Here is a 23,766-nt window from a genome sequence, read left to right as displayed (position 1 = left end):
AGCCCCACGCCGCCGCCAAGCGCAAACCAAAGCTACCGGTGAGCGCGAGCCGACGCATACAGGCAAATCGCCGCCGCCGCTGCCAAGTTCAAGCTCTCCGCGCCGCCGTAGATCGGCACCCGGACCCGCTTGTCGGCGGCCTTGAGCAGCTCCTCCGGCAGGCCGTGCGCCTCCGAGCCGAACAGCCAGGCGGTCGGCCGGGCCAGGGTGCCGTCGTCGAGCAGGTCGTCGAGATCGGTGTCGCCCGAGCCGGTGGTCGCCAGCACCTGCAGGCCGAAGTCGCGCAACTCGTCGACCACGTGCAGGGGCGTCCGGACCACGTCGACGTTGAAGAGGCTCCCGGCCGACGCGCGGACGCATTTGCCGTTGTAAGGGTCGACCGCGTCGCCCGCGAAGAGCACGGCGACGGCGCCGGCCGCGTCCGCGGTGCGCAGCACGGTGCCCGCGTTGCCCGGGTCGCGGATCTCGGCGGCCACCGCCACCAGGCGTGGGGCCTTGGCCAGGGCCTCGGTCAGCGACACGTCCATCTGCTCGCAGACCGCCACGAGCCCCTGCGGCTGCACCGTCTCGGCCAGCGCCGCCAGGCCCTCGTCGGTCACCGGGGACACCACCGGGGCCTGCGCCGCGAGGTCCGCGTGCCGGGTGAGCGCGGCGTCCGTACCGAACAGCTCCAGGACGACCCCCGCGGTCAGGGCCGACCGCACCGCCTGCGGGCCTTCGGCCAGGAAGCGGCCGGTCTGGTCGCGATCGCGGCGGCGCTGCAGGCGCCGGGCCGCGACGACCCGGGGGGTACGGGGTGAGAAGGTCACGGGTTCTCCTGGGTCGGAACAGCATCGGGGCGCCTCCCGGTGACCGGAAGACGCCCCGAAAAAGTGCTACGGAATCAGGCAGCCTGGGCGGCGGCGCCGCCGGTGCCCTCGGCCGCCACGGCAGCCCGCGCGATCTCGACGATCGCCGCGAACGAGGCGGCGTCGTTGACGGCCATGTCGGCCAGGATCTTGCGGTCCACCTCGACGCCCGCCAGGCGCAGTCCCTGGATCAGGCGGTTGTAGGTCAGGCCGTTGGCCCGAGCGCCCGCGTTGATGCGCGTGATCCACAGCTGGCGGAAGTCGCCCTTGCGGTCACGGCGGTCGCGGTACGCGTACTGCATCGAGTGCAGCACCTGCTCCTTGGCCTTGCGGTACAGCCGCGAGCGCTGTCCGCGGTAGCCGCTGGCCGTCTCCAGCAGCGTACGGCGCTTCTTCTGGGCGTTCACTGCCCGCTTGACGCGTGCCATTTCAGTACTCCTAACAGGGGAACGTGTGTGGCGCGCGCGTCAGCGGCCCAGCATCTTCTTGACTCGCTTGGTGTCGGCCTTGGCGACCGTGACCGTACCGGTCATCCGCCGGGTGACGTGCGAGGACTTGCCCTCGAGCAGGTGGCGCTTGCCGGCCAGCTCGCGCACGATCTTGCCCTTACCGGTGACCTTCACCCGCTTGCCCATGCCGGTGTGGCTCTTCATCTTCGGCACTGGAACGCCTCTTTCTGATTACTCTGTGGTTACGGCGCTGGTGTCGGCAGCAGCCTCGGCCGGCGGTGCCTCGGCCTCGTCGCCCTCACGCGGCTCCCGTGGCGGGCGCGCGTTGGCCGCGATGACGGCCGCGGCCGCAGCCTTGGTCGCCCGGTGCGGAGCCAGGACCATGATCATGTTACGGCCGTCCTGCTTCGGACTGGCCTCGACGAAACCCAGCTCCGAGATCTCTTCGCTGAGCCGGCGCAGGAGCCGGAACCCCAGCTCCGGGCGGCTCTGCTCGCGACCGCGGAACATGATCGTCACCTTGACCTTGTCGCCCGCCTTGAGGAACCGGACCACGTGACCCTTCTTGGTCTCGTAGTCGTGCGGGTCGATCTTCGGCCGGAGCTTCATTTCCTTGATGACGGTCTGTTGCTGGTTGCGCCGGGCTTCGCGCGCCTTGAGTGCACTCTCGTACTTGAACTTGCCGAAGTCCATGAGCTTGCACACCGGCGGGCGCGCCATCGGCGCTACCTCGACCAGATCCAGATCGACGTCCGCGGCCAACTGCAGGGCGCGCTCCAGCGGGACGATGCCCACCTGCTCACCCTCGGGGCCGACGAGTCGGACTTCCCTCGACCGGATCTGCTCGTTAATGCGTGGTTCGACGCTGATGGGGCCTCCTCAGAACGATCTAGTGGATGTCTCCCCCTGCGGTCTTGCGCCGCGGGAAGAGCGCACTGCCAATGTCGGTCGGCCCTCTTACGCCCACTTCAGCAGGGGCGCCGAGGAAAGCAGAAGGCCCCGGCACGAATGCCAGGGCCCGCTCGACCGGTCATCGGCGTCCATGAGGACGCACACCGCCACCGGGATATTCCCCGGAGCGGTTGACCGGACCCAGCCACTTCAAGAGTGACGGGGTGGGAACCAGCGGGCTCCTCTTTCGCGCTCCCCATGACGAGGAGCGTGGTCGACTACCGGAGAAGTCTACCAGCTCAGCCGGCGGCCGCCGCATGGAGGGCGCGAAGTGCACGAACACCCTCCACCGCGTACTCCTTGTCGGCCGCCTGGAGCGCGTGCACCGACACGGTCTCGTCGTCGAGCAGCTCCAGGGTCGCCCAGGGCGAGTTGCGGTCGAAGCGCACCGCGCGCACCGCCGACCAGGGCAGGTCGTAGCCGCCGACCACGTTGCGCACCCGGATGCCGTCGGCGTCCGCGACCGCGCGGGGGCGGGTGAACGCCAGGATGCCGAGCCCGATCAGCACGCCCAAGCCGATCATCGCGGTCTGGTCGCCGCGCTGGTAGGTGCCCAGGTTGTTGCCGGTCGAGCCGTGCAGCCCGAAGCTGAGCACGGTGAACAGGATCACCACGGCGGCCGCGGAGAAGCCGGCCACCCAGCGGATGCGCCGGGGCTTGAACACAACAGCGGTCACGGTCCTCACTGTAGGGCTCACAGCCGGCAGTTGGAGATGTCGGTGACCAGGATGGCGCGGGCGCCCAGCTCGTACAGCTCGTCCATGATCCGGTGCACGTCGTTGCGCCGGACCATCGCCTGCACGGCGACCCAGCCCTCGCGGTGCAGCGGTGAGACGGTCGGCGACTCGATGCCCGGGGTCAGCGCGGTGGCGTTCTCCAGCAGGTCGGCGCGCACGTCGTAGGCCAGCATCACGAAGCTGCGGGCCACCAGCACGCCCTGCAGCCGGCGGACGAGCTGGGCCGCGGGGCCGGACTCGCCGGCCGGGCCGCGGCCGATCAGGATCGCCGAGCTGCGCAGCAGCGGCTCGCCGAAGGTGACCAGGCCGGCCTGGCGCAGCGTGGTGCCGGTCTCCACCACGTCGGCGATCAGGTCGGCGACGCCGAGGCGCACCGCGTTCTCGACCGCGCCGTCCAGGCGGACCACCTCGGCCTTGAGCTCGTGCTGGTCGAGATAGCGCTCGACCACCCCCGGGTACGCGGTGGCGATGCGCCGGCCACCGATCTGGTCGGCGGAGGTCAGCGCGCCGGCCGGCGCCGCCCAGCGGAACGTGGCCCCGCCGAAGCTCAGGTCGAGCACCTCGGTGGCCGGCACGCCGGAGTCGACGAGCAGGTCCCGGCCGGTGATGCCGAGATCCAGGTCACCCGAGCCCACGTACGTGGCGATGTCCCGGGGGCGCAGGTAGAAGAACTCGACATTGTTGGCCTCGTCACGGCAGACGAGGTCCTTGGGGTCGGTGCGCTGGCGGTAGCCGGCGTCGCGCAGCATCTGCGCGGCCGGAGCGGACAGGGTGCCTTTGTTGGGGATGGCGATGCGCAGCATCGACGTGCTCCTTCGATCGGTTTCGATGGCGGCGGAGGGCACGTCAGAGATGTCGGTACACGTCCTTGAGCTCGAGCCCGGTGGCGATCATCAGGACTTGTGCCTGGTAGAGCAGCTGGGAGATCTCCTCAGCGGCGCGTTCCGGCCCCTCGTGCTCGGCGGCCATCCAGGACTCGGCCGCCTCTTCGACGACCTTCTTCCCGATGAAGTGCACGCCCTTGTCCAGCGCCACGACGGTGGACGAACCCGGGGTCCGCTGCGCCGCCTTCGCCTGCAACTCGGCGAACAACTCTTCGAACGTCTTCACGGGAGACGATTGTGGCAGCTCATCACGGGATGGCGACGGACGGCCCCAGCGGTTGGGACGTGGCTTAGGCTCGCGGGCATGGTCAGCAGAAACACCCTCGCCGTGCTGAGCAGCGCGGCAGTCCTCCTCTCCGCCCTCGCCGGCTGCGCCCCCGCCGACGAGGCGAGCCCCTCGGCCGGCGCGTCGGCCTCGGCCTCCGGCCTCGCCTGCGCGCCCGGTGCGCTCGACACGCGGACCGCCGGCAAGCTCACCGTCGGCACCGACAACCCGGCGTACGAGCCGTGGTTCAGCGACAACAAGCCCGCCAACGGCAAGGGCTTCGAGTCGGCGGTCGCGTACCAGGTGGCCGAGCGGCTCGGCTACCCGGCGACGAACGTGGTGTGGACGAACGTGACGTTCAACAACGCCATCGCGCCCGGCCCGAAGACGTTCGACTTCGACATCAACCAGTTCTCGATCACGCCCGAGCGGCGCAAGGCCGTCGACTTCTCCTCGCCGTACTATCTGGTCCGGCAGACCGTGATCACCACCAAGGGTTCCAAGATCGCCGGGGCCAAGTCCCTCGCCGAGCTGAAGGGTGCCAAGCTCGGCGCGCAGGTGGGCACCACCAGCTACCAGGCGATCAACGAACTGATCAAGCCGGACGCCAAGGCCCAGGTCTACAACAACAACGACGACGCCAAGGCGGCCCTGGAGAACGGCCAGGTCGACGGCATCGTGGTCGACCTGCCGACGGCGTTCTACATGACCGCGGCCGAGCTGGAGAACGGCGTCATCGTCGGCCAGCTGCCCCAGGTCGGCGTGCCGGAGCAGTTCGGCCTGGTGCTGGACCTCGGCTCCCCGCTGACCGACTGCGTCAGCCAGGCCGTCGACCAGCTGCGGCAGGACGGCACCCTCGCGGTGCTGGCGAAGCAGTGGCTGGCCGGCACGGGCGGGGCCCCCGAGCTCTCGTGACCGCCGAGCTCCACCAGCCCTCCGAGATCCAGCGCGGACGGATCGCCTACCGGCGCCGGCAGACGATCCGTTCCGTGCTGCTCGCGGCGCTGTCCACCGCGGTCGTCGGGGTGCTGCTGGCGGTCGCGGTCACCGGCGCGCCCGGCTGGGACCGGGTCAAGCAGTCGTTCTTCAGCCCCGAGGTGGCCTGGCGCTGGCTGCCGGACATCCTGGAGGGCCTCTGGCTCAACGTCCGGCTGCTGGTCGTCTGCGCGGCCCTGGCGCTCACGCTGGGGCTGCTGATCGCCACCCTGCGCACGCTGCGCGGCGCGGTCTTCTTCCCGGTACGGGCGCTGGCGACCGGGTACACGTACACGTTCCGCGGCCTGCCGCTGATCATCGTCATCTATCTGATGGCCTACGGCATCCCCGGCCTGCGGCTGCAGGGCACCCCGGGGGTGCTGGTGCTGGGCGGGGCCGCGCTGGTCATCACGTACGGCGCGTACCTGGCCGAGGTGTTCCGGGCCGGCATCGAGTCGGTGCACCCCAGCCAGCTCGCGGCGGCCCGGTCGCTGGGGCTGACATACCGGCAGACGATGCGGCACGTGGTGCTGCCGCAGGCGATCCGCCGGGTGGCGCCGCCGCTGCTCAACGACACCGTGGCACTCCAGAAGGACGTCGGGCTGGTCTCGCTGGCGGGCCCGATCGACGCCGTCCGCGCCGCCCAGATCGGCGTCGCGGACGACGGCAACTTCACGCCGTACATCGTGGCGGGCGTGCTGTTCGTGCTGCTCGCGCTGCCCCTGATCGGCGTCACCGACTGGGTCACGCTGCGCGCGGCCCGCCGCCAGTCCGCGGGGGCCTGACATGCTGCTGTCCTGCGAGAACGTCCGCAAGACCTTCGGCGCCACCGTGGTGCTCGACAACCTGTCGATGGCGGTGGACGAACACCAGGTGGTCGCGCTGATCGGCGCCTCCGGCTCGGGCAAGTCCACGCTGCTGCGCTGCGTCAACCTGCTCACCGGCATCGACGACGGCATCATCCGGCTGGACGGTTCGGACATCACCGATCCTCGCGTCGACCCCGATGTGGTGCGGCAGCGGATCGGGATGGTCTTCCAGTCGTACAACCTGTTCCCGCACATGACGGTGCTGCGCAACATCACGCTGGCGCCCGAGCGGGTGCACAAGCGGCCCGCCGCCGAGATCAAGGAACAGGCCCTGGAATGGCTGGGCCGGGTCGGCCTGGCCGACAAGGCGGACAGCTACCCGGACCGGCTCTCCGGCGGCCAGCAGCAACGCGTCGCGATCGTCCGGGCCCTGGTGAACAGCCCTCGGCTGCTGCTGCTCGACGAGGTCACCTCGGCACTGGACCCGGAACTGGTCGGCGAGGTGCTGACGATGATCCGCGGCCTGAAGGACGAGGGGATGACCATGGTGCTGGCCACCCATGAGATGGGCTTCGCCCGGCAGGTGGCCGACCGGGTGGTGTTCCTGGACGGGGGACGGGTGCTGGAGTCCGGGCCGCCGGAGCAGGTGCTGGGCAGCCCGACCGAGGCCCGAACCCGGCAGTTCCTGGCCCGGATCATCGAAGCGGGCCGCCTCTGACCGTGCCGCCCGGCGCATCGAGGCTCGACGGGCCCCGGGCCGCTGGTCACCGTCCGGTATGCGGCACGCACCGCCGGATCCAGCCTGTTCCATCGGCGCTGCCCGAGCACGTCGTAGGTGAGCACCGTCCAGGACGCGTACGAGTCAGGGGTGTCCCGGACCGGGCCCGGCACCGCCATGCGGCCGATCCAGTCGAGGGACGGCGGCACCGCCTCGGTGGCCGGGACCGTGTGGTGCGCCCAGCGGCCGGTGAAGAGGTGGTGATCCAGCCGCAGTGGCGGTCTCCCCGCCAGCTCGGCGAGCGTGGGCGGGTGGGCCGATTGCCAGTCGAGCGCACACACGCTCACCCCGCCGGCGTCGGCCGCCGTCACGAGGCAGGCGGCCCATGAGCCGTCCGGCAGGGGCAGCACGGCGACGTCGCCGGCGGAAAGTGCGCGCGCGTCCACGGGACGAAAGGTAGCGGCGGGGTGTGACAACAACGGCTACGGTGGGCCGCTCATGATCATCTGAGGACGGGGTCCCCATGCAGCTCACCGATCTGCCGTTCGGCGTCACCGACTGGGCGGAGGTCGACGCCACCGAGCATCCCGGGGTGACCGGCACCGCGACCTGGCGCACCCGCGGCTTCGGGGCGCTGCGGGTGCGGATGGTCGAGTACAGCCCCGGCTACCTGGCCGACCACTGGTGCACCAAGGGCCACGTGCTGCTCTGCCTGGATGGCGAGCTGGACACCGAACTTGCCGACGGGCGCCGCTTCCGGCTGGCGCCGGGGCAGAGCTACCAGGTCGCCGACGACGCCGAGCCGCACCGGTCCGCCACCGCGACCGGCGCCCGGCTGTTCATCGTCGACTGATCCTCAGCCGGCTTGCCCCAGCACCCAGCGGACCGCCTCCGCGAACGCCGCCGGGTCCTCCTGGGGCGGGTTGTGGCCGACGCCCGGCAGCACGCGTCCCTCGAACGGGCCGGTGAACTTCGCGCGGTCGGCCTGCGGGTCGGTCGGGCCGAAACCGTCGTCGGCCGGCGACAGCACCACGGTCGGCGCCGCGATCGGCGGCGCCGCGGCGAGCCGCGCCTCGGCGGCGTCGTAGGCCGGGTCGCCCGGGGCGGTCAGCCGGCGATGCCGGTACGAGTGGATCGCCACCTCCACGAAGTCGGGGTTGTGCAGGCTGGGCGCCGACCGCCGGAACGCGGGCTCGGCGTCCCGCCACGTCGGTGACCAGTCCCGCCACAGCAGCCCGCAGAGCGCCTCGCGATCACGGGCCAGCCCGATCCGGCCGGACTCGGTCTGGAAGTAGTGCTGGTACCAGTTCGCCTTCTCGGCCTGCGGTGAGCCGGGCTCGAGGGCGCGCGCCAGATCCTGCACCAGGTAGCCCTCGGCCGTGACGAGGCCGAGGACCCGTTCCGGGTGCAGGGCGGCGGTGACGCAGGCTGCCCGGCCGCCCCAGTCGTAGCCGCCGACCACGGCCCGGTTGACGCCGAGCGCGTCCATCAGCTCGATCAGATCCTGCCCGAGGGCCGCCTGCTGCCCCGAGCGCATGGTGTCCGCGGACCGGAACCGGGTGGGCCCGTACCCGCGCAGGTACGGCACGATCACCCGGGCGCCGGCCTCCGCGAGCAGCGGTGTCACGGCCTCGTAGCTGCGCACGTCGTACGGGAATCCGTGCAGCAGCACCACCGGCACGCCGGCGGGGTCACCCGCGGAGAGGTAGCCGATCTCCAGGATCGGCGTGACTGCCGTCGGCATGCACCGTCAGTCCTTGCCGAGGTCGCGGATCGTGATGACCGCGTCCAGCACCGCGACCGTGGCCTGCCAGCCCTTGTCCTCGATCGAGTCCTCCAGGCCCGCCCGGTCCTTGGCCTGGCCCAGGCTCTCCACGGTCAGCACGCCGTGCGCGACCGGGGTCTGCGCGTCCAGCGCCACCCGGGTCAGCCCGGCGGTCACCGCGTCGTTGACGTAGTTGAAGTGCGCGGTCTCGCCGCGGATCACCACGCCCAGCGCGACCACCGCGTCGCACCGCTTGGCCAACGCCTGGGCGACCACCGGCAGCTCCACCGAGCCGGCCACCCGGGCCACGATCACGTCGTCCACCCCGCACGCCTTGGCGGCCGCCCGGGCCCGTTCGACCATGTGGTCGACCAGGTCGGCGTGCCAGCGCGAGCCGACGATGCCGAGCTTGAGCCCGGCGGCGTCGACGGTGTTCAGGTGCGGATCGCCGAAACCGGCCATGAGTTGCCCCCTCTTTGTCTCAGTTAACTACCGGTCGCCGTGCCCGCGCCGGGGAATCAGCCCAGCGCCTCGAAGAGGTGGCCCATCCGGTCACGCTTGGTCCGCAGGTAGCGCACGTTCTCCGGGTGCGACCGGACCGGCAGTTCCTCGCGCCCGGTGATGGTCAGGCCGTAGCCCTCCAGCCCGGCGCGCTTGGCGGGGTTGTTGGTGAGCAACCGCATCGAGCGCACGCCCAGGTCGTACAGGATCTGCGCGCCGGTGCCGTAGTCCCGGGCGTCGGCCGGCAGGCCCAGCTCCAGGTTCGCGTCGACGGTGTCGAGGCCGCGGTCCTGCAGCTGGTATGCCTGCAGCTTGTGCAGCAGCCCGATGCCGCGCCCCTCGTGGCCGCGCATGTAGAGCACGACCCCGCGCCCGGCCTCTGCCACCCGGTCGAGGGCGTTGTCCAGCTGCGGGCCGCAGTCGCAGCGCACCGAGCCGAAGACGTCCCCGGTCAGGCACTCGGAGTGCACCCGGACCAGCACGTCCTCGCCGTCGCCCAGGTCGCCGAAGACCAGCGCGACGTGCTCGGCGCCGGCCACGTCGGTGCGGTAGCCGACCGCGGTGAAGTCGCCGTGCTCGGTCGGCAGCCGGGTCTCGACGACCCGCTCGACCTGGCTCTCGTGCCGCCGCCGGTAGGCGATCAGGTCGGCGATGCTGATCAGCGCCAGGTCGTGCTCGGCGGCGAACTTCTCCAGGTCGGGCATCCGCATCATGGTGCCGTCGTCGTTGACCATCTCGCAGAGCACGCCGGCGGGACGCAGCCCGGCCAGCACCGACAGGTCGATCGCGGCCTCGGTGTGGCCCGGCCGGCGCAGCACGCCGCCGGCCTTGGCCCGCAGCGGCACCACGTGGCCCGGCCGGGACAGGTCGCTGGGCTGGGTCTCGGCCGAGCCCAGCAGCCGGATGGTGTGCGCTCGGTCGGCGGCCGAGATGCCGGTGCTGATGCCCTCGCGGGCGTCGACGGTCACCGCGTACGCCGTGCCGCGGCGGTCCTGGTTGGTGTGGAACATCGGGGGCAGGTCGAGCCGGTCTGCCTCCTCCTCGGTCAGCGGCACGCAGATGTAACCGGACGTGTACCGGACCATGAACGCGACCAGCTCCGGCGTGGCGTGCTCGGCCGCGAAGATCAGGTCGCCCTCGTTCTCCCGGTCCTCGTCGTCCACCACGATCACCGGCCGGCCGGCCGCGATGTCCTTGATCGCCCGTTCGATATCGGTGCTCATGACCGCTCCCCCAGCATCTTCTCGACGTACTTGGCGATGACGTCGACCTCGAGGTTCACCGGGTCGCCGACGGCCTTGCCGCCCAGCACGGTGAGCTTCAGCGTGGTCGGGATGAGACCGACGTCGAAGGTGTCGGCGGTGACCGCCATGACCGTCAGCGAGACCCCGTCGACGGTGATCGAGCCCTTCTCCACCACGTAGCGGGACAGCTCGGGTGGGAGCGAGAAGCGCAGCACCTCCCACTCGTCGGCGGGCTCGCGGGCGACGATCCGGGCGACGCCGTCGACGTGGCCCTGCACCAGATGCCCGCCGAGCCGGGAGCCGACGGTCGCGGCCCGTTCCAGGTTGACCTGGCTGCCCGCGGTCAGCGCGCCCAGCGACGAGCGCCGCAGGCTCTCGCCCATCACGTCGGCGGTGAACACCCCGTCGACGTTGTCGATGACGGTCAGGCAGACGCCGTTGACCGAGATCGAGTCGCCGTGCCGCGCGTCGGAGGTGACGACGGGCCCGCGGACGGCGAGCACCGCCGAGTCGCCCCCGGCGTCGGTGAGGTACACGACCTCACCCAGTTCCTCGACGATTCCCGTGAACATCAGGCCTCCTTGGCTCGGAGCGATGCGGTGAAACGCAGGTCGGGTCCGACCCGCGTGATGTCGGTGAGGTCCAGCTCGATGGCCTCGCTGATGGTGGTGACGCCGGCGCCCACCAGCGACGGCTGGCCGGCGCCGAGCATCTTCGGGGCGATGTAGCCGACAACCTTGTCCACCAGGCCGGCCGCCAGGAAGCCGCCGGCCAGCGTGGGGCCGCCCTCCAGGAGCACGGCGCGCACGCCGCGGGCGTACAGCTCGGTGAGCAGCGCGGCCAGGTCGACCCGGCCGTCGGGACCGGCGCCGACCTCGGCCGCCGTCGCGATCCAGGTGGGTGCGGCCTGGTCGCGGATGCGGGCCTTGGCCGGGGTACGCCCGGCGGAGTCGACCACCACCCGCCAGGGCTGCTTGATGGCGAGGCTGCCGTCGCGCAGGTCGCGGACGGTGAGCTGGGGGTCGTCGGCAATGATCGTGCCGACCCCGGCGACGATCGCGTCGACCGAGCTGCGCAGCTTGTGCACGTCGCCGCGGGCGGGCGCGGAGGTGATCCACTGGCTGGTGCCGTCGGCGGCGGCCGACCGCCCGTCCAGGGTCGCCGCGTACTTCCAGGTCACGTACGGCCGGCCGCGGCGCACGGCGGTCAGCCAGGCCACGTTGCCCTCCTCGGCCTCGGCGCGGCGTACCCCGGTCTCCACCGGCACCCCGGCGTCACGCAGCGTCGCCGCCCCGCCGGCCGCGACCGGCGTCGGGTCGTCGACCGCGATGACCACCCGGGTGATGCCGGCGTTGATCAGCGCCTGGGCGCACGGGCCGGTGCGGCCGGTGTGGTTGCACGGCTCGAGCGTGACCACGGCGGTGCCGCCCCGGGCGCGCTCACCGGCCTGCGCCAGCGCCACGATCTCGGCGTGCGGCCCACCGGCGTACGCGTGGAAGCCCTCGCCGACGACCTCGCCCTCGGCGCTGAGCAGGACACAGCCGACCACCGGGTTGGGGCTGGTGGTGCCCAGGCCCCGGGCGGCCAGCGCGATAGCGCGGCCCATCGCCTCGTCGTCGGTGACCATCTGCGTTCCCTCTCCATGCGCGGTGCGAACACGCGCCGAACGAAGAGGGAAAAGGTTGCGCAACAGGACATCAGGGGACGCGTCGCGTCACCCCGGAGAGAGCACGCCGCGACGAGCCCTCGTCCTGCTCCGCGCGCTGTCTCCCATCCGGACTGTCTGACCGGTCGGCACGAGTGCCGTCCGCTCAACCGTCGGCCCTGGAGTTTCACCAGGTCCACCGTGCGTCTAGAGCCAGATCTGGCTAGACGTCCGGGTCGCGGGCTCAGCCCTGCCGGAGCAGGTCATTACCGCCGGTTCGGAATTTCACCGAGTCCCGCCAGCGCGTGGTGGGTCACCCATGAGTCTTGCACGCGAATGGCGGCTTGCCATCTCCTGGAAGGCGATCCACGTCACACGCCGGCGCCCGACGAGGGGTCCTCCGGGTCCTCCGAGTCCGCCCGGCGGCGGTCGATCGCCACGTACGAGCCCGGCTGGCTCTTGGCGACCTTCTTCATCTCGGAGGCGACCGCGACCACCATCCGGGCGTCCTCGAACCGGCGGCCCTCGGCGGTGGCCTGGGCGACGCCGATGGAGAGCGTGACCAGGGCGGCGCGCTGCTTGCTGCCGCGCCGGTCCGGCACCTCGATGTAGCCGCGCTGGGCGTCCTCGGGGTCGTACAGCTGGTCGGCGACGGTCTCGAAGTCGGTCACCGTGAACTTGGTCAGCGGCAGCACCTGGTCGGGCATGCAGATGAAGACGAAGTCGTCACCGCCGATGTGGCCCAGGAAGACCGGCGGGCGGCCGGTGGCGGCGACCGCGCGGTGCAGGCTGCCCGCCAGCGCGGTGATGAACTCGTCGCCGCGGTCGAAGCCGTACACGTCGTTGACGCTCTTGAACCGGTCGATGTCGATGTAGCCGACCGCGAAGTCCTTGCCGGTCTTCATCCGGTCCACGATCTCGCGGCGCACCCGGGCGTTGCCGGGCAGCCCGGTCAGCGGGGAGACCTCGCGGAACTCCTTGTTGCGCCGCAGCGTGGAGGAGACCCGGGCGATGAGCTCGGCGGTGTCGAACGGCTTGACCAGGTAGTCGTCCACGCCGGCGGTCAGGCCGACCACCTTGTCGACGGTCATCCCCTTGGCGGTGAGCATGATCACCGGCAGCGCCGAGGTGAGCGGCTCGGCGCGCAGCCGGCGGGTCAGCTCGACGCCGTTCATGTTCGGCATCATCCAGTCGACCACGGCCAGGTCCGGGCGGCGGCTCTCCATCACCTCCAGGGCGTGCTGGCCGTCGCGGGCCCGCATCACCTCGAAGCCGTGCACCTTGAGGTTGAACGCCACGAAGCTGGCGATGTCCTCGTCGTCGTCGACCACCAGGATCAGGTCGGGCCGCTCCTCGGGCTCCGCGGCGGTCGCGTCGACCTTGTGCCGGACCACGCCGGTGCTCATGCGTGGACCGCCGCCCGCGCGGCCAGGGCGCGCAGCTTGCGGCACGCCTCGGCGGGGTCCTCGGCGCCGTACACGGCGGTGCCCGCGACGAACGCGTCCGCACCCGCCTCGGCGGCCTGCTCGATGGTGTCGGCGGCGATGCCGCCGTCGACCTCGAGGCGGACCTCCAGGTTCTTGGCCCGGATCCGGCGGCGCACGTCACGGACCTTGTCCAGCATCTCGGGCATGAACTTCTGCCCGCCGAAGCCGGCCTTGATCGTCATGATCAGCACCGTGTCCAGATAGGGCAGCAGCTCCAGGTACGGCTCCACCGGCGTGTCCCGGTCGATGGCCAGCCCGGCCTTGGCGCCCGCCGCCCGCAGCGTCTTCGCCAGCGCCACCGGGTTCTCACAGGCCTCGGCATGGAACGTCACGTTGTACGCCCCCGCCTCGGCGTACCCGGGCGCCCAGCGCTCCGGATCCGTGATCATCAGGTGCACGTCGAACGGGATGACGGTCGCCTTGCGCAGGCTCTGCACGACCGGCAGCCCGATGGTCAGGTTCGGGACGAAATGGTTGTCCATGACGTCCACGTGCACCCAGTCCGCGGCACCCTCGATGTCGTGCACCGCGGTGGCGAGGTGCGCGAAGTCCGCGGCCAGGATGCTGGGGGCGATGATCGGCGATGACTCCACCGGTGAAGTGTATGGCCTGTTTGCCCATACCCGGGATACTCATGGGGTTCTCGGAGGGGGGTGGCATGCGAGGGACCGCGGTCCTGCTGGCGGTGCTGCTCGTCGCCGGCTGCTCCGGGGCGCCGCCGGACGGCACCGACGGTGACCTGACCGACGACTGGCCGCTGCTCACGTCGGCCGCGCCGTTCCGCCCGGTCACCGGCCAGTGCCACGAGAGCCTGGCGGCGACCGCGCCGCTGGCCGAGCACCGTCCGGTCGACTGCGCCGAGCTGCACGTCTCGGAGACCTACCACGTGGGCACCCCCGCGCCGGCCGACGTGGTGCCGGCGGCCGGCTCCGCCGGGGCCCGGGCCGCCTTCCAGGAGTGCTCCCAGCGGGCGGCCGATTTCCTCGGCGGCTCCTGGCGCACCGCCCGGGTGGCGGTGCAGGTGGTGTGGCCGACCAAGGCCGGCTGGTCGGGCGGCGCGCGCTGGTTCCGCTGCGACGTGACCACCGCAGACCTCGACGGGCAGAGCCGCACCAGCCGCACCGGCAGCCTCGCCGGGGAGCTGGCCGGCGCGTCGCCGCTGCGGCTGGGCTGCTTCAACCCCGAGGTCGACGGCGAGACCGTGACCACGATGCGCCCGGTGCCGTGCGAGCAGGCTCACCGCGCCGAGTTCGCCGGGTTGTGGAAGGCGCCGGAGATCACGTACGCGGCGCTGGAGTCCGGCACCGCCCGCAGCGCGGCCGGCTGCCGCAGCGTGATCGCCAAGTTCGCCGACCTGCCCGACAACTCGGACATGCAGTACCGGACCGGCTGGATCTCCTACAACCCGACCCGCACCGAGTGGCTGTCCGGTGAGCGCCGGGTGCGCTGCTTCGTGTACTTCGCCTCGCGGACCTTCAAGCGGTCGCTGAAAAACGCCGGCCCCGGCGTGCTGCCGGTCAACTAGAGCTTGCCGGCCGCGTGCCGCTGCGCGATCCGGGCCCGGAAGGCGGCGCCGTCGTTGGTCCGCGGGAACGGCACGTCCGGCACCGGCACGCCGAGGAAGTCACAGAGCGGCGGCCACCCGTCCGACACCTCGAACTCCAGCAGCCGGTCCGCCGGGATCTCCGCGCGGACCGCGGCGTTGTGCTCGGTGAAGACCCGTACGGCGTGCTCCCGGTCGGCGAACCGGCCGCCGAACGTGCCCTGCCAGACGATCGCCCGGAGCATGCCGCGGCCGGCCGCCACGGATTCGTCCCCGCCCTCCGGCGGGTGCGTGGCGGCCTGGAAGATCGTGCCGTGGGCGCTCTCGTACCACCGCTGCGGGTCGCGGACGGTCAGCACGACCTTCGCCGCCGGGTGCCGACCGGCCAGCTCGCGCCAGAAGTACGCACCCGGCCAGTCCACCGTGGAGCGGTGCCCCTCGAGCGCCTTGTCCAGGCTCGCGGTGTCACCCTCGGCGGCCCGGTGGAACAGCGCCGCCCGTTGCGGATCGTCCAGCAACGGCAGCATGTGCAGGCACGGCCCGTGCCCGAGCTGCTCCAGCGCGAGCTTCAGGCTGAGGGTGCCGGTCCGGCCGAATCCCGCCCCGATGACATCCATGAGTTTCTTTATACCGGAGCGAGTCGACCGGGAAGGTGCACAAGGATCAGGCGACCTGGCTCCGCTGCAGGGCCGCCGCGAGCGCCTCGGCGTTCTTTTGTCCACCCGCGGAAGGTGAGCGCGACGCCGTCGCCGGGCGTGCGGCTCCACCGGGCGCCGTGCGGGCAGCTGTCAGCTGGTGCGGCGCAGCACCGCCAGGAACATCGCGTCGGTGCCGTGCCGGTGCGGCCACAGCTGCACCGTCGGGCCGGGGCCGAGCTTCGGCATGCCCGGCGGCAGCAGCGGGCGGGCGTCCACGAAGTCGACCTCCACGCCGCTGCGGCGGGCGCCCTCGGTGACCGTCACCTGGGTCTCCACCATGTGCGGCGAGCAGGTCACGTAGGCGACCACGCCGCCCGGCCGGACCGCCCGCAGCGCGGCCACCAGCAGCTCACGCTGGAGCCGGGTCAGCGGCGGCAGGTCGGCCGGGGTACGCCGCCAGCGCGACTCCGGCCGCCGGCGCAGCGAGCCCAGGCCGGTGCACGGCGCGTCGACCAGCACCCGGTCGAAGCCCTCCTCCGGCAGATCGGGGTCGCGCCCGACCGTACGGCCGTCCGTCGGCAGCACCGTGACCGGGAGCCCGGCGGTGGCCTGCTCGACCAGCCGGGCCCGGTGGTCGGCGACCTCGACGGCGGTGACCTCCGCGCCGCGCAGCGCGGCGATCGAGCCGAGCAGACCGGCCTTGCCGCCCGGGCCGGCGCACAGGTCGAGCCAGCGGTTGTCCTGGCCCTCCACCGGCGCGGCCAGCAGCGCGGCGGCCACCAGCTGCGAGCCCTCGTCCTGCACGTGGGCACGGCCCTCGCGGATCGCGGAGAGCTCGCTGGGCGAGCCCCCGTTGAGATAGACCGCGTACGGCGAGAACGCGCCGGGCTGGCCGTCGACCTCGTCGGCCAGCTCGACCGCCTCGGCCCGGCCCGGCCGCGCGCACAGGTGCACGATCGGCGGCTGGTTGTCCTCGATGAGCAGCCGGGCGGTGTCCTCCAGGTCGCCGCCGAGCGCCTCGGCGAACGACCGGATGATCCACTCCGGGTGGTTGTGCACGACCGCGAGGTGCCCCACCGGGTTCTCGGCGTAGTCCGGCGCCAGCTTGGTCAGCCACGCCTCCAGGCCGGTGTCGGAGATGGTGCGCATGACCGCGTTGGCGAAGCCGTGCGCGGCGGGCGCGACCGCGCGGACCAGGTCGACGGTCTGGTTCACCGCGGCGTGCGCGGGCACCCGGGTGAAGAGCAGCTGGTACGCGCCCAGGCGCAGCGCGTCCCGGGCCGGCGGGTCGATCCGGGACACCTCCCGGCCGGCCGCGTCCGCGATGATCAGGTCCAGGGTGCCCAGGGCACGCAGGGTGCCGTAGGTCAGCTCGGTGGCGAAGGCGGCGTCCCGGCCGTGCAGGCGCATCTCCCGCAGGATCTGCGAGAGCACCAGGTTGGCGTACGCGTCATCGCGGTGCACGGCGGCGATGGCCTCGTACGCCGCTTGCCGGGCCGGGTCGGACGGCGGGCGACCCGCGCGCGGAGCCCGGCCGGACCGGCTGTCGCGGCTGGAGTCGCGGCCCTGTCCGGGGCCGCCGGGACGGCGCGGGCCGGCGTTGTGCGGCCGGTCGGCGCTGTGCCGGCGCTGCTCGGCCCGCGGCTGCTCGTCCTGTGGCCGGTCGGCCTTGTTGTCGTCGATCATGCTGTGCCCATCTTCCGCATGCTCTCCTGGCCCTCGCCGTCGCGGCAGTGCATCGCGAGAGGCGGGCGTGGCTCGGTGCAGTCGATCATGCGAGGGTCTCCCCCGGGTTGAGGCGCAGGCCACGCGCCCAGTCGGAGGCCGACATCGGCTTTTTCCCGGCGGCCCGGACCTCGCCGAGGATCACCGGGGTGGTCGCCGTGCCCACCAGCACCTGAGTGCGCTCGACGAGCACCTCGCCCGGCGCCAGGGCGGCGGCGTTCGCGACCGGGCGGACCGGCCCGAGCTTGAGCCGTTCGTCGCGCAGCGTGGTCCAGGCGCCCGGTGCCGGGGTGCACGCGCGGATCCGCCGGTCGACGGCGAACGCGGGGTCGCTCCAGCGCACCCGGGCGTCGTCAACGGTGATCTTCGGGGCCTGCGACACGCCGTCGGCGGGCTGCGGGTGCGCCCGGGCAGTCCCCGCCTCGATCGCGTCCAGGACGGCGACCAGCAGGCCGGCGCCCTCGGTGGCGAGCCGGGCGAGCAGGTCACCCGAGGTGTCCGTGGCGCGGATCCGCTCGGTCAGCGTGCCGTACACCGGGCCGGTGTCCATCCCCGCCTCCAGCTCGAACACGCTGGCGCCGGTGACCTCGTCGCCGTGCAGCACGGCGTGCTGCACGGGCGCCGCGCCGCGCCACGCGGGCAGCAACGAGAAGTGCAGGTTGACCCAGCCGTGCTTGGGGATCTCCAGCGCGCTCGGCGGCACGAGCGCGCCGTAGGCGACCACCGGTACGCAGTCCGGCGCGAGCTCACGCAGCCGCTGCTGGAACTCCGGCTCGCGGGGGCGCTGCGGGGTGAGCACCTCGATGCCCCGCTCGTCGGCCCAGGCGCCGGCGGGCGAGCGCACCAGGCGCCGGCCCCGTCCGGCGGGGGCGTCCGGGCGGGTGACGACGGCGATGATCTCGTGCGAGGACGCGGCCAGGGCGTCGAGCGAGGGCAGGGTCACCTCGGGGGTGCCGGCGAAGATCAGGCGCACCGGGTCACCGCCCCAGCCCGAAGATGCCCCGCTCGTGCGGGCTCGTCTTCACCGTCGGCGGGGCGCCGGCGTCGTACCAGTCGGCGGCCCGGATCTGCTTCATCGCGTCCTTACGTGCGGCGGTGTCCAGCCGGTCCAGGAAGAGCACCCCGTCCAGGTGGTCGGTCTCGTGCTGCACACAGCGCGCCATCAGGCCGGTGCCGACCAGTTGCAGCGGGTCACCGTGCTCGGAGAAGCCCTGCGCCACGACGTGCTGGCGGCGCTTGGTGTCGATGTACACGCCGGGGATGGACAGGCAGCCCTCGGGGCCGTCCTGCTCCTCGTCGTCGGGGAACGACAGCACCGGGTTCACGATGTGGCCGACCACCTCGTCGACGTGGAAGGTGAACACCCGCAGACCCACACCGAGCTGCGGCGCGGCCAGGCCGGCGCCACCGGAGTCCTGCATCGTCTCGGTGAGGTCCCGGACGAGCCGGCGCAGTTCCTTGTCGAAGTCGACCACGGCGTCGGCCGGCGTACGCAGCACCGGGTCGCCGAACAGACGGATGGGCTGGACGGTCACGCGGGTGCCACTCCTGACTGCTCACAGAAAAAACCTGATCGCGCCTAGTCTACGGAGCCCCGGCGGCGGCCCGGAGCCGCCCGGCGGGGCCAATGTCCGGCGCGCCGTCACGTCACCGTCGGCCCCGGTTCATCCGGGCCTCCTACCGTCCGCGCTCATGCGACGAAATGCATCCCGGGCGGCCGGCGTCGGCCTGCTCGTCCTGACGCTCGGCCTGGTGGCCGTGCCCTCCTCCGCCCACTCGGCCGCCGTACCCACGCTGACCGGCTTCGCGTCCCTGCCGGCCCTGACCTTCGTGCCGGGCAGCGAGCCCGCCGGGGCCGCGCTGGGCACCGCCCCGGTGAACGGCATCGCCGCGCCCTGGGACGACCAGCCGGTGCAGGGCTTCTCCGGGGTGCTGCCGAACGGCGACGGCAGCTACGACGTGCTCTCCGACAACGGCTTCGGCACCAAGGCCAACAGCGCCGACTTCCTGCTGCGCATCCAGAAGATCGGCCCGGTGCCGGCCACCGGCGAGATCGACGTGCTGGGCGGCATCAACCTGACCGACCCGGCGGCCAAGGTCCCGTTCCCGCTGGTCCGCGCCGACCGGGTGCTGACCGGCGCGGACTTCGACGTCGAATCGATCGTGCGCGACCGCGACGGCTCACTGTGGATCGGCGACGAGTTCGGCCCGTGGCTGCTGCACTTCGACCGGGCGGGCCGGCTGCTGACCGCGCCGATCCCGCTGCCGGACGTACGCGCCCCGGAAAACCCGGCCGGCACCCCGAACCTGGGCAGCAGCAAGGGCTTCGAGGGCATGGCACACTCCCCCGACGGCTGGTACCTGTACCCGCTGCTGGAGGGCACGGTGGCCGGTGACGTGGCCGGTGACCTGCGGTTCAACGAGTTCGACGTGCGGCGCGGGGCGTACACGGGCAAGCGCTGGACCTACCGCCTGGAGTCACCGACGCACGCGATCGGCGACGCGATCCCGGTCGACACGAACCGCTTCCTGGTGATCGAACGCGACGGCGCCCAGGGCGACGCGGCCCAGGTGAAACGCATCTACCTGGCCGACCGCCGCGACCGGAACAAGGACGGCGTGATGGACAAGACCCTGGTGGTGGACCTGCTGAAGATCGCCAACCCGCGCGGCGTGGGCGGCTTCGGCAAGACCTTCCGCTTCCCGTTCACGACGATCGAGGACGTGGCCCTGCTGGACGGCCGGACGCTGGCGGTGCTGAACGACAACAACTTCCCGGGCTCGGCGGGCCGCACCCCGAACGTGGCGGACAACAACGAGTTCATCACGGTACGGCTGCCGGCGTCGCTGCACCCAGACCCGCGGGTGCTGCGCTGAGTCACCGGTGACCGGATTGCCGGCATGACGATCGGGGCATCGGGGCGCACCCGATGCCCCGACCTCGATCGTCTGGGACCGGATCCGCGCAACCGGATCGGGTCTTGCCGGGCGCTCGGCCGGGCGAACCCGCACAGCCGGGCGGGAGTGGCCGGCCGAGCGAACCCGCACAGCCGGGCGGGAGTGGCCGGCCGAGCGAACCCGCACAGCCGGGCGAACCCGCACGGCCCGGGCGGGAGTGGTCGGGCGGTCGGCGGTTCGGCCGGTCAGTCGTGCGGTGTGGCCGGGATCTCCACCACCAGGGCGGTCAGGCCCGCGTCGGTCCGGGTTGTGTGCTCCTCGCCGGCTCGCCACACGACCGCTTGGCCGGCCCCGATCCCGGCCCAAGTCCCGTCCCCGCCCTGCACACGGGCTTGTCCTGCCACCACCACGAGCAGCTGATCAACCGGCGCGGGATGGCGGCCGATCTCGCCACCGGCGTCGACGTGCAGCACGGTGACAGCGCCTCCGTCACCGCTGAGCACGGCCTGGGCCACGACTCCCGCACTGCCGTGGGCCTGCACCGGCCGGCCCGCCACCTGCCGGAAGTCCAGGATCTCCACGCCCGCGACGATACGGGACCACACAGGACGCCCGACCAAGCACGGCCAGCCAGAGGACGCCCGGCCCAGGCTGCGCGTCGCAGGCACCCGCTGCGAATCCCGCCGCTGCTGCCGGCGGCGCGTCTGTCAGTGTTCCAACCGGTGTCGTCGTTGATGCTCCCTTCGGTGCGTCCCTCGCTGTTGTTGTCGGTCAGAGGAGTTCGGCCGGGTCGATCTGGATGCGGATCGGGTGGGGTGACTTCTTCACGCTGCGGACCGCCGCCGCCTCGTGCAGAGCCCGGGCCAGCGCCGCCGCGCGACCGCGGGACACCCGCAGCAACATGCGTTCCTGGTCGTCCGCCGCCGGGACCGGGCCGAGCAGTTCCACGTCGTCCGGCAGGCGGGCCGCGTCGAGGAACTCGGCCACCGCCTCGGCCTTGCCGGTCACGCTCGCCATCCGGGCCGCCGGTGGGAAGCCCAGCTCACGGCGTTCGGCCAGCTCGCGGGCGGCGAACCAGCCCGGGTCCCAGCGCAGCAGCGCCTGCACCGGCGCCAGCGAACCGTCGGCGACGACAACCACCCGCCCACCTGCCGGACCGGGGCGCGCCAACGCCGCCGCGGACAGCCAGCGGCGCATCGTCTCCTCGGCGGCCCGCAGATCGGCGCGCGACAGCAACGCCCACGAGTCGAGCAGCAGCACCGCCCCATAACCGCCCTCGGCCACCGGCTCCGCCCCCGGAGTCGCGACGATGACTGCCGCCTCGTCCGGCACGACGTCGAGGATCTCGTCGCGGCCGGACGTGCGTACCGGAAAACCCGGGAACGCCCGGCCGAGCTCCTCCGCGGTCCGCCGGGCGCCGGTCACCGAGGCCCGCAGCCGGCGCCCGCCGCACGCCGGGCAGGCGTAATCGGCCGCGGCGCGGCCGCACCAGTGGCAGGCCGGCACGTCCCGCGAACCGGCCAGCCCGAGCGGCCCGGAACAGTGCGGGCACCGGGCCGGCGTGCGGCACTCGGCGCAGGCGGTGGACGGCAGGTAGCCCCGGCGCGGCACCTGGACCAGCACCGGCATCCCGGCCTTCAACGCTCCCCGCGCCGCCTGCCAGGCCAGGCTGGGCAGCCGCGCGGTGACGGCGCCGGGATCACGGGCGAGCTGCGGGTCGTCCCCGGTGGGCGCGATGAGCGGGCTCCGCGCCCGCAACGTGTCCCGCCCGGCGACGATCTCCTTGGCCCACCCGGTCTCCAGCAGGAGCTGACCCTCACCCGTACGCGCAAACCCACCCACCAGCGCAGCGCACCCGGCCAACTGCGCACGGGTGAGCAGCACATCCCGGGCATGCGGATACGGCGCCCGCGGCTCGGCGTGCAGATCGTCCCCGTCGTCCCAGATGACTACGAGCCCCAGGTCGGCCACGGGCGCGAACATGGCAGCCCGGGTCCCGGCGACGACGGGCACCCGGTGCCGGCTGGCGGCGAGAAAACGCCGGTACCGCTCGGCCGGACCGGCGGCGGCGTTGAGCGCCACGTGCCGCCCGTCCCCGAGCACCCTGGTGAGCGCCCGATCGACCCGGTCGAGATCCCGCGCGTCCGCGACAACAACGACCACACCCCGGCCACCGCGCACGGCGGCCGCGACCGCCTCGGCGATCCGCGCCGGCCAATCCTCACCCGGCAGCGCGGACCACACGGCCCGGGCGGGTCGCCCCTGCTCCAACGCATGCAGGTACGCGGGCCCGGCCGGATAACTACCCCAGCCATGGGCCGCCGCCATCGGCCCGGCAGAGGTTGCCGCCTCAGCCAGCCCGGCCGAGGATGGCCCCCCCGCCGGCTCAACAGGAACCGCCGCCTCACCCCGCCCGACACGGGTAGCCGCCCCGACCAGCCCGGCCGAGGATGGCCCCCCGGCCGGCTCAACAGGAACCGCCGCCTCACCCCGCCCGACACGGGTCGCCGCCCCGACCAGCCCGGCACGGCTAGCGGGCCCGGTCTGCCCATCGGCTGGTGTCGTGGTTGCGGAGCTGTTGAGGGCCGGGTGGCTTGTGGCTGCCGCCGGCGCACCGGTGGGATCGGCTGCCGGCGCACTTCCGGCCAAGTCGCCGGAGAAACCGGGCGAATCCCGCAAATTGGGTGAATCCCCGGAGAGACCCGCGGCAACCTGGCCGCCGCCCTGGTCACCCTCGCCCGCGACCGCCTCGTCAGCTACCCGATCACCGGAGCCGCCGGGCTCAACGACTCCCCCGGGCGGCGGCGCCAGGGATTCTTCCGGGTGGCCGGGCCCCTCCAGCGCGGAAGACGAAGGCAGATCACCCAAGGCATCCGACCGGTCCAACCCGACCGGCTCCACGGCCTCAGCTGAAAGACTCCCAGCACCCGCGCCGGACTCCGCCTGCCCGGACTCCGCCTGCCCGGACGACGGGCCGGACGACGGGCCGGACGACGGGCCGGACGACGACGGTCCTGAGGCAGTAGCGCCCGAAGGTCGGAGAAGGGCTGGCGGGGTCGCCTGGGCTTCCACCCGCGCATGGCGCGGCGGCACAGCCAGCCGCAACACATCCGACAGATTCCCCGCATACCGGTCAGCGACCGCGCGGGCCAGCCGGGCCACCTCCGGATCGAGCACCCGCTCCGGAGAGACCACTTTGTCCAGATAAGCCAACTTGCCGCCGTGTGGGCTCGACTCCGCGCGTTCCAGCAGGAAGCCGTTCACCAGCTGCCCGGCGAACCGGACCTTCACCCGCACGCCCGGCTGGGCGGCCTCGTCGTCGGCCGCCGAGACCAGGTAGTCGAACGGGCGGTCCAGGTGAGGCAGGGGGACCTCGACGCTCACCCGGGCAATCGGGAGCCGGGGTGCCGGCTCGCGGTCGGGTTTTGGTTTTGCCGCCCTCACCCGCACAGTCTCGCGGGTGGGTACGACATCTTCCGCCGCGAACAGCACGGGTGCCCCGACCGAGGTCGAGGCACCCGTTCCCGTCTTGGCCAAGCTCAGGCCGCGGCCGACTTCAGGTCCTGGGCGCGGTCCGTGCTCTCCCACAGCAGGTCCGGCAGTTCCCGGCCGAAGTGGCCGTACGCGGCGGTCTGCTGGTAGATCGGGCGCAGCAGGTCCAGATCACGGATGATCGCGGCCGGA

General features: G+C 72.6%; 28 protein-coding genes, 1 pseudogene and 1 riboswitch. Of the genes and pseudogenes, 7 read left to right on the top strand and 22 right to left on the bottom strand.

Annotated elements, in window-relative coordinates:
* Nucleotides 1-32: 32 nt before the first annotated feature.
* The 7 genes from ACIBQZ_RS37045 to ACIBQZ_RS37015 all read right to left on the bottom strand — a co-directional run bounded on the left by ACIBQZ_RS37045 (nucleotide 33) and on the right by ACIBQZ_RS37015 (nucleotide 4,095).
* On the bottom strand, nucleotides 33-809 hold the full coding sequence (locus ACIBQZ_RS37045) for a TrmH family RNA methyltransferase (RefSeq protein WP_396093560.1): 777 nt from the start codon (nucleotides 807-809) through the stop codon (nucleotides 33-35).
* A 74-nt stretch (nucleotides 810-883) separates the two neighbouring features.
* Nucleotides 884-1,276, bottom strand: a complete 393-nt coding sequence (gene rplT / locus ACIBQZ_RS37040) for a 50S ribosomal protein L20 (protein ID WP_396093559.1) — start codon at nucleotides 1,274-1,276, stop codon at nucleotides 884-886.
* Between the two features lie 39 nt (nucleotides 1,277-1,315).
* Nucleotides 1,316-1,510 (bottom strand): 50S ribosomal protein L35, encoded by a 195-nt coding sequence (gene rpmI / locus ACIBQZ_RS37035; RefSeq protein ID WP_125806262.1) that lies wholly within the window; start codon nucleotides 1,508-1,510, stop codon nucleotides 1,316-1,318.
* A gap of 18 nt (nucleotides 1,511-1,528) precedes the next feature.
* On the bottom strand, nucleotides 1,529-2,149 hold the full coding sequence (infC, locus tag ACIBQZ_RS37030; protein WP_396093641.1) for a translation initiation factor IF-3: 621 nt from the start codon (nucleotides 2,147-2,149) through the stop codon (nucleotides 1,529-1,531).
* Between the two features lie 338 nt (nucleotides 2,150-2,487).
* Nucleotides 2,488-2,925, bottom strand: a complete 438-nt coding sequence (locus tag ACIBQZ_RS37025; protein ID WP_396093558.1) for a PH domain-containing protein — start codon at nucleotides 2,923-2,925, stop codon at nucleotides 2,488-2,490.
* A 17-nt stretch (nucleotides 2,926-2,942) separates the two neighbouring features.
* Nucleotides 2,943-3,788: an ATP phosphoribosyltransferase gene (gene hisG / locus ACIBQZ_RS37020; RefSeq protein ID WP_396093556.1), complete on the bottom strand. Its 846-nt coding sequence runs from the start codon at nucleotides 3,786-3,788 to the stop codon at nucleotides 2,943-2,945.
* A 43-nt stretch (nucleotides 3,789-3,831) separates the two neighbouring features.
* A complete protein-coding gene (locus ACIBQZ_RS37015) occupies nucleotides 3,832-4,095 on the bottom strand; it encodes a phosphoribosyl-ATP diphosphatase (RefSeq protein ID WP_203766914.1) in 264 nt (87 codons plus the stop codon).
* A gap of 78 nt (nucleotides 4,096-4,173) precedes the next feature.
* On the opposite strand from ACIBQZ_RS37015, the gene ACIBQZ_RS37010 reads away from it, so the two are divergent.
* From ACIBQZ_RS37010 to ACIBQZ_RS36990, 5 genes are all read left to right on the top strand, one after another.
* The gene (locus ACIBQZ_RS37010) at nucleotides 4,174-5,049 is read left to right on the top strand and encodes an ABC transporter substrate-binding protein (RefSeq protein ID WP_396093555.1); all 876 of its coding nucleotides are present in this window, start codon (nucleotides 4,174-4,176) and stop codon (nucleotides 5,047-5,049) included.
* Entirely contained in the window at nucleotides 5,046-5,894 is an 849-nt protein-coding gene (locus ACIBQZ_RS37005) for an amino acid ABC transporter permease (protein WP_396093553.1), read from the top strand. Before ACIBQZ_RS37010 ends, ACIBQZ_RS37005 begins: the two co-directional genes overlap by 4 nt.
* 1 nt (nucleotide 5,895) lies before the next feature.
* Nucleotides 5,896-6,636 carry an amino acid ABC transporter ATP-binding protein gene (locus ACIBQZ_RS37000; protein WP_396093552.1) on the top strand — a complete coding sequence of 247 codons (741 nt, stop codon included), beginning with the start codon at nucleotides 5,896-5,898 and terminating at the stop codon, nucleotides 6,634-6,636.
* 117 nt (nucleotides 6,637-6,753) lie between these two features.
* A complete protein-coding gene (locus ACIBQZ_RS36995; RefSeq protein WP_396093551.1) occupies nucleotides 6,754-6,900 on the top strand; it encodes a hypothetical protein in 147 nt (48 codons plus the stop codon).
* A 259-nt stretch (nucleotides 6,901-7,159) separates the two neighbouring features.
* Nucleotides 7,160-7,489 carry a DHCW motif cupin fold protein gene (locus tag ACIBQZ_RS36990; protein WP_396093549.1) on the top strand — a complete coding sequence of 110 codons (330 nt, stop codon included), beginning with the start codon at nucleotides 7,160-7,162 and terminating at the stop codon, nucleotides 7,487-7,489.
* 3 nt (nucleotides 7,490-7,492) lie between these two features.
* Here ACIBQZ_RS36990 and ACIBQZ_RS36985 read toward each other — a convergent pair whose 3' ends face one another.
* The 7 genes from ACIBQZ_RS36985 to rpe form a co-directional block, all read right to left on the bottom strand.
* Entirely contained in the window at nucleotides 7,493-8,380 is an 888-nt protein-coding gene (locus ACIBQZ_RS36985) for an alpha/beta fold hydrolase (RefSeq protein ID WP_396093548.1), read from the bottom strand.
* A 6-nt stretch (nucleotides 8,381-8,386) separates the two neighbouring features.
* Complete coding sequence (ribH, locus tag ACIBQZ_RS36980; RefSeq protein ID WP_396093547.1) at nucleotides 8,387-8,863, bottom strand: 6,7-dimethyl-8-ribityllumazine synthase; 477 nt, start codon at nucleotides 8,861-8,863, stop codon at nucleotides 8,387-8,389.
* Nucleotides 8,864-8,919: 56 nt separating this feature from the next.
* Entirely contained in the window at nucleotides 8,920-10,125 is a 1,206-nt protein-coding gene (locus ACIBQZ_RS36975; protein WP_396093546.1) for a bifunctional 3,4-dihydroxy-2-butanone-4-phosphate synthase/GTP cyclohydrolase II, read from the bottom strand.
* Nucleotides 10,122-10,718, bottom strand: a complete 597-nt coding sequence (locus tag ACIBQZ_RS36970) for a riboflavin synthase (protein WP_396093545.1) — start codon at nucleotides 10,716-10,718, stop codon at nucleotides 10,122-10,124. The genes ACIBQZ_RS36975 and ACIBQZ_RS36970 overlap by 4 nt, the downstream gene beginning before the upstream one ends.
* Complete coding sequence (ribD, locus tag ACIBQZ_RS36965) at nucleotides 10,718-11,773, bottom strand: bifunctional diaminohydroxyphosphoribosylaminopyrimidine deaminase/5-amino-6-(5-phosphoribosylamino)uracil reductase RibD (RefSeq protein ID WP_396093544.1); 1,056 nt, start codon at nucleotides 11,771-11,773, stop codon at nucleotides 10,718-10,720. Before ribD ends, ACIBQZ_RS36970 begins: the two co-directional genes overlap by 1 nt.
* Before the next feature lie 131 nt (nucleotides 11,774-11,904).
* Nucleotides 11,905-12,098, bottom strand: a riboswitch (FMN riboswitch).
* Between the two features lie 64 nt (nucleotides 12,099-12,162).
* Nucleotides 12,163-13,197, bottom strand: a complete 1,035-nt coding sequence (locus ACIBQZ_RS36960) for a response regulator (protein ID WP_396093543.1) — start codon at nucleotides 13,195-13,197, stop codon at nucleotides 12,163-12,165.
* Nucleotides 13,194-13,871, bottom strand: coding sequence for a ribulose-phosphate 3-epimerase (gene rpe, locus ACIBQZ_RS36955; protein ID WP_396093542.1), 678 nt, complete (start codon nucleotides 13,869-13,871; stop codon nucleotides 13,194-13,196). Before rpe ends, ACIBQZ_RS36960 begins: the two co-directional genes overlap by 4 nt.
* A gap of 65 nt (nucleotides 13,872-13,936) precedes the next feature.
* On the opposite strand from rpe, the gene ACIBQZ_RS36950 reads away from it, so the two are divergent.
* A complete protein-coding gene (locus ACIBQZ_RS36950; protein WP_396093541.1) occupies nucleotides 13,937-14,803 on the top strand; it encodes a septum formation family protein in 867 nt (288 codons plus the stop codon).
* Here ACIBQZ_RS36950 and ACIBQZ_RS36945 read toward each other — a convergent pair.
* The 4 genes from ACIBQZ_RS36945 to def all read right to left on the bottom strand — a co-directional run bounded on the left by ACIBQZ_RS36945 (nucleotide 14,800) and on the right by def (nucleotide 18,719).
* Nucleotides 14,800-15,438, bottom strand: coding sequence for a sulfotransferase family protein (locus ACIBQZ_RS36945; RefSeq protein WP_396093540.1), 639 nt, complete (start codon nucleotides 15,436-15,438; stop codon nucleotides 14,800-14,802). The genes ACIBQZ_RS36950 and ACIBQZ_RS36945 overlap by 4 nt on opposite strands.
* Nucleotides 15,439-15,609: 171 nt before the next feature.
* Entirely contained in the window at nucleotides 15,610-17,145 is a 1,536-nt protein-coding gene (locus ACIBQZ_RS36940) for a transcription antitermination factor NusB (protein ID WP_396093538.1), read from the bottom strand.
* Nucleotides 17,146-17,230: 85 nt separating this feature from the next.
* Nucleotides 17,231-18,157: a methionyl-tRNA formyltransferase gene (gene fmt, locus ACIBQZ_RS36935; protein WP_396093537.1), complete on the bottom strand. Its 927-nt coding sequence runs from the start codon at nucleotides 18,155-18,157 to the stop codon at nucleotides 17,231-17,233.
* Between the two features lie 4 nt (nucleotides 18,158-18,161).
* Entirely contained in the window at nucleotides 18,162-18,719 is a 558-nt protein-coding gene (gene def / locus ACIBQZ_RS36930) for a peptide deformylase (RefSeq protein WP_396093536.1), read from the bottom strand.
* Between the two features lie 157 nt (nucleotides 18,720-18,876).
* Here def and ACIBQZ_RS36925 point away from each other — a divergent pair, with 157 nt between their 5' ends.
* Nucleotides 18,877-20,061, top strand: coding sequence for an esterase-like activity of phytase family protein (locus ACIBQZ_RS36925; protein WP_396093535.1), 1,185 nt, complete (start codon nucleotides 18,877-18,879; stop codon nucleotides 20,059-20,061).
* A gap of 266 nt (nucleotides 20,062-20,327) precedes the next feature.
* Here the strand turns inward: ACIBQZ_RS36925 and ACIBQZ_RS36920 are convergent, their stop codons facing one another.
* The 4 genes and pseudogenes from ACIBQZ_RS36920 to ACIBQZ_RS36905 form a co-directional block, all read right to left on the bottom strand.
* Complete coding sequence (locus ACIBQZ_RS36920) at nucleotides 20,328-20,663, bottom strand: cupin domain-containing protein (RefSeq protein WP_396093534.1); 336 nt, start codon at nucleotides 20,661-20,663, stop codon at nucleotides 20,328-20,330.
* Between the two features lie 190 nt (nucleotides 20,664-20,853).
* Nucleotides 20,854-22,410: a primosome assembly protein PriA gene (locus ACIBQZ_RS36915; RefSeq protein WP_396093640.1), complete on the bottom strand. Its 1,557-nt coding sequence runs from the start codon at nucleotides 22,408-22,410 to the stop codon at nucleotides 20,854-20,856.
* A gap of 639 nt (nucleotides 22,411-23,049) precedes the next feature.
* Nucleotides 23,050-23,466, bottom strand: a pseudogene (locus ACIBQZ_RS36910) (primosomal protein N'); the annotation flags it as partial.
* 155 nt (nucleotides 23,467-23,621) lie between these two features.
* Nucleotides 23,622-23,766, bottom strand: a 145-nt coding sequence (locus tag ACIBQZ_RS36905) for a methionine adenosyltransferase domain-containing protein (RefSeq protein WP_396093639.1), incomplete at its 5' end; no start/stop codon positions are given.

The sequence above is a fragment of the Actinoplanes sp. NPDC049599 genome (assembly GCF_044465625.1).
Classification (GTDB): domain Bacteria; phylum Actinomycetota; class Actinomycetes; order Mycobacteriales; family Micromonosporaceae; genus Actinoplanes.
The sequence above is the reverse complement of the archived record's forward strand: the minus strand, read 5'-3'. Positions and strand labels throughout refer to the sequence as shown.

Coding starts and splice junctions, on each gene's coding strand:
- rplT (WP_396093559.1), bottom strand. CDS start 1,276: ATGGCACGCGTCAAGCGGGCAGTGAACGCCCAGAAGAAGCGCCGTACG.
- hisG (WP_396093556.1), bottom strand. CDS start 3,788: ATGCTGCGCATCGCCATCCCCAACAAAGGCACCCTGTCCGCTCCGGCC.
- ACIBQZ_RS37010 (WP_396093555.1), top strand. CDS start 4,174: ATGGTCAGCAGAAACACCCTCGCCGTGCTGAGCAGCGCGGCAGTCCTC.
- ACIBQZ_RS37000 (WP_396093552.1), top strand. CDS start 5,896: ATGCTGCTGTCCTGCGAGAACGTCCGCAAGACCTTCGGCGCCACCGTG.
- ACIBQZ_RS36990 (WP_396093549.1), top strand. CDS start 7,160: ATGCAGCTCACCGATCTGCCGTTCGGCGTCACCGACTGGGCGGAGGTC.
- ACIBQZ_RS36985 (WP_396093548.1), bottom strand. CDS start 8,380: ATGCCGACGGCAGTCACGCCGATCCTGGAGATCGGCTACCTCTCCGCG.
- ribH (WP_396093547.1), bottom strand. CDS start 8,863: ATGGCCGGTTTCGGCGATCCGCACCTGAACACCGTCGACGCCGCCGGG.
- ACIBQZ_RS36975 (WP_396093546.1), bottom strand. CDS start 10,125: ATGAGCACCGATATCGAACGGGCGATCAAGGACATCGCGGCCGGCCGG.
- ACIBQZ_RS36970 (WP_396093545.1), bottom strand. CDS start 10,718: ATGTTCACGGGAATCGTCGAGGAACTGGGTGAGGTCGTGTACCTCACC.
- ribD (WP_396093544.1), bottom strand. CDS start 11,773: ATGGTCACCGACGACGAGGCGATGGGCCGCGCTATCGCGCTGGCCGCC.
- ACIBQZ_RS36960 (WP_396093543.1), bottom strand. CDS start 13,197: ATGAGCACCGGCGTGGTCCGGCACAAGGTCGACGCGACCGCCGCGGAG.
- ACIBQZ_RS36950 (WP_396093541.1), top strand. CDS start 13,937: ATGCGAGGGACCGCGGTCCTGCTGGCGGTGCTGCTCGTCGCCGGCTGC.
- ACIBQZ_RS36945 (WP_396093540.1), bottom strand. CDS start 15,438: ATGGATGTCATCGGGGCGGGATTCGGCCGGACCGGCACCCTCAGCCTG.
- ACIBQZ_RS36940 (WP_396093538.1), bottom strand. CDS start 17,145: ATGATCGACGACAACAAGGCCGACCGGCCACAGGACGAGCAGCCGCGG.
- ACIBQZ_RS36925 (WP_396093535.1), top strand. CDS start 18,877: ATGCGACGAAATGCATCCCGGGCGGCCGGCGTCGGCCTGCTCGTCCTG.
- ACIBQZ_RS36915 (WP_396093640.1), bottom strand. CDS start 22,410: ATGGCGGCGGCCCATGGCTGGGGTAGTTATCCGGCCGGGCCCGCGTAC.